Annotated in this window: 2 protein-coding genes; both read right to left on the reverse strand. The window is 73.5% G+C overall.

The features are described from left to right. On the reverse strand, positions 1-1,612 hold a 1,612-nt coding region (locus RIM90_RS30975; protein ID WP_309064060.1), incomplete at its 3' end, for a CarD family transcriptional regulator. A gap of 328 nt (positions 1,613-1,940) precedes the next feature. Beyond that, on the reverse strand, positions 1,941-3,726 hold a 1,786-nt coding region (locus RIM90_RS30980), incomplete at its 5' end, for an FtsX-like permease family protein (RefSeq protein WP_309064061.1).

Consider the following 3,726-nt stretch of genomic DNA (forward strand, 5'->3'; position numbering starts at 1 on the left):
ACTCGCGGGTGGCGCCCTGCACGGTGCGCTGCACCATCTCGATGTAGCGGCCGACGCCGTGCTGCTCGTGGACGATGTAGTCGCCCGCCTCCAGGGTGAGCGGGTCGATGGTCTTGCGCCGCCGGGCCGGCATCCGGGCGCCGTCGCGGCCCGCGGCCTTCTGCCCGGTCAGGTCGGTCTCGGTGAGCACGGCGAGCCTGAGCGCCGGGTCCACGAAGCCGTGGTCGATCGAGCCGCAGGAGACGTGCACGACGGAGGGGCTCAGCTCGCCGAGGTCCTGGTCCAGGCGGGCCGCGATGCCCTCGCCGCCCAGCACCTCCACCGTGCGGGCCGCCGGGCCGTGGCCCTCGGTGACGAACACCGTGCGCCAGCCGTCGGCGAGCCAGCCCTTGGTGTCGGCGAGCGCCCGCGCGGTGTCGCCGCGGTAGGTCTCGGGGGCGTGCATGCCGAGCTTGAGGATGTCGCCCGCCGCGTCGGCGGCACCCGTCCCCGTCAGCTCCTCGTCGGCGGCGAACGGCGACACCGACCACCACATCATGCCCAGCTCGCGCGCCCGCTCCCGGACGTCCGCGATGGACCGCAGCGAGGCCGCGCCGACGTCGATGGGTGCCTCGCCGCCACCGGCGGTGGCCGCCCAGGACGCCTGCAGGAACTCCTGCGAGGTCGCCACCAGGTCCGACGCGCGCGTCCGCACCCGCTCCGGGTCGCACACCACGGCCATGGCGCCCTCGGGCAGCACGTCCAGCAGCAGCTCCATGTCGTCGACGAGCACCGGCGCGAGGGACTCCATGCCCTCCACGGCGATGCCCTCGGCGATCTTGCCGAGCAGTTCGCCCAGCTCGGGGTGCTGCTCGGCGAGGGCCCGCGCGCGTGCCCTCACGTCCTCGGTGAGCAGCAGCTCGCGGCACGGCGGCGCCCACAGGCCGTGCTCGGCCACCTCCAGGGAGCGCTGGTCGGCGACCTTGAAGTAGCGGATCTCCTCGACGTCGTCGCCCCAGAACTCGATCCGCAGCGGGTGTTCCTCGGTGGGCGGGAACACGTCGAGGATGCCGCCGCGCACCGCGAACTCGCCGCGCTTCTCGACCAGCTCCACGCGCGCGTACGCGGCGGCGGCGAGCGCCTCGACGACCTCGTTCAGGTCGGCGCTCTGCCCGGTCCGCAAGGAGACGGGCTCCAGGTCGCCCAGCCCTTTGACCTGCGGCTGGAGGACGGAGCGCACGGGCGCGACGACGACGGAGACGGGGCCGGTCTCGGGGTCGTCGGGGCGGGGGTGGGCCAGGCGGCGCAGCACGGCCAGGCGGCGGCCGACGGTGTCGCTGCGGGGGCTGAGCCGCTCGTGCGGCAGCGTCTCCCAGGACGGGTACTCCACGACCCCCTCCGGCGGGAGCAGGGAGCGCAGCGCCGCGGCCAGGTCCTCCGCCTCGCGGCCGGTCGCCGTCACCGCCAGGACGGGGCGGCCGGTGTCGCGGGCCAGGGCGGCGACCGCGAAGGGGCGGGCCGCGGGAGGGCCGACCAGGTCGACGTGCATGCGGTTGCCGTCGGAAGCCGCCGAGATCGCTTCCGCGAGGGCGGTGTCCTTGACGACGGCGTCGAGCAGACCGTGCAGGCTCATTCGGGGCGCTTTCCGTCCGGGGGTGTGCAACACGACGGGCCCGACACGCGCTGCGGGCCGGGGGTGTCCAGCGTACGACGCCGCGCTTGCGGACGCCGGGGCTGTGGACAACGTCCGTCGACCGGTCACCGGCGCTGCTGCCGGACCACCAGGGGCTCCGCCCCCTGGACCCCCGGGCCTTTCCACCGGCCGGCTCGGGCGGCCGGGGAGGCACCCGCCGCCCGGCGCGGCCGGCCGGGACGCCGGGCACGGACGTCCCGGCGCCGGACAGTCCCGCAGGACTCCCCGGCGCCGGGCGCTCCCCCACCACCACCCCCGTGTGCGGTGGCTAGTCGGTGGCGATGGCGTTCAGGACGTTCATCCGGCCCGCCCGGAACGCCGGGACCAGGGCCGCGAACAGGCCCACGAACGCCGAGCCGATGAACACGCCGATGATCGTCGGCCACGGGATGTCGAGGACCTTCAGGCCCTCCAGGGCGAGCAGCTGCTGCGCGGTGGCGCCCCAGCCCATGCCCAGTCCGAGGCCCAGCAGGGCGCCGAAGAGCGCGATCACGACCGACTCCATGCGGATCATGCGGCGCAGCTGCCGGCGCGAGAGGCCGATGGCCCGCATCAGGCCGATCTCCCGGGTGCGCTCGACGACCGACAGGGCCAGGGTGTTCACCACACCGAGGACCGCGACGACGATCGCCAGGGCCAGCAGGCCGTAGATCATGTTCAGCAGCTGGCCGATCTGGTCCTTCAGCGCCTCCTTGTAGTCGGTCTGGTCGCGCACGGTGTACTGCGGGTACTCGTGCAGCGCGTCCTTCAGGGCCTTGTAGGCGGCCTCCTGCTGCCCGTCCTTCGCCGAGACGAAGAGCAGCGTGTCCAGCGGCATCTTGTCGGCCGGGACGTACCTGGCGAGCGTGTCGATCGACGTGTACATCGCGCCGGCGTCGACGACGGCCTCACTGCTGGTGATCGCCCGGACCGTCAGCGCGCCCGTCGAGCCGTCCTTGAACGCGACCTCGATCTTCGAGCCGATGCTGATGCCGTGGTCCTCGGCGAAGTCCTCGTGGACGGACATCGAGTCGGGCCGGTAGGCGTCGGCGAGCTTCCCGGCGACCGTCTCGACCCGCAGGTCGGTCGCGTACGTCGGGTCGGCCGCGGTGATCGCCGTCTCCTTCAGCGTCTTGCCGTCGGGCGTGGTGAAGTCGGCCTCGGTCCACTTGTACTCGGTGACCCGCTCCAGCCCCGGCGCCGACTTCACGGCCTCGACGGCCTGCGGGGTGATCAGCTGGCCGTTGTCGTTCTGGACGATGAAGTCCGTGCCGACGGTCTTGTCCAGCTCCTCGGTGGCCGAGGCGACCATGGAGGAACCCACCACCGACAGGCACGCCACCAGCGCGAGGCCGATCATCAGCGCGGCGCCGGTCGCGCCGGTACGGCGCGGGTTGCGCAGGGCGTTGCGCTCCGCCATGCGGCCCACGGGGCCGAAGGCCCGCAGCAGGACCGCGCCGAGCACCCGGACCACACCGCTCGCCAGCACCGGCCCGATGACGACGAAGCCGATCAGGGACAGCACCACGCCCACGCCCAGCCACAGGGAGCCGTCCGTGGCCTTGTCCGCGGCCCCCGCCAGGTACAGGGCGAACCCGCCGGCACCGGTGAGGACCAGACCGACGACGCCCCGGATCCAGCCGGCCCTGCCGTCCGCCGGGGTCCCGGCGTCGCGCAGCGCGGCCATCGGGGAGATCCGGCCGGCCCGCCGCGCGGGCAGGTAGGCGGCCAGCACGGTGACGACGACGCCCAGGACGAGCCCGGCCACCGGGGTCGTCCAGGCGACCGTGAGGTCGTCCGTGGACAGCTCCATGCCCATCTGGCCCATGAGCTTCATCAGTCCGACGGCGAGCCCGACGCCCGCACCGACGCCCAGGATCGAACCGACGACGCCGAGCAGCAGGGCCTCGGCCAGCACCGAGCGGTTGACCTGCTTGCGGGAGGAGCCGATCGCCCGCATCAGGCCGATCTCCCGGGTGCGCTGGGCGACCAGCATGGAGAAGGTGTTGATGATCAGGAAGATGCCGACGAGGAAGGCGATCCCGGCGAAGCCGAGCATCGCGTACTTCATGACG

Source organism: Streptomyces sp. (assembly GCF_031181555.1).
Classification (GTDB): domain Bacteria; phylum Actinomycetota; class Actinomycetes; order Streptomycetales; family Streptomycetaceae; genus Streptomyces; species Streptomyces fimbriatus.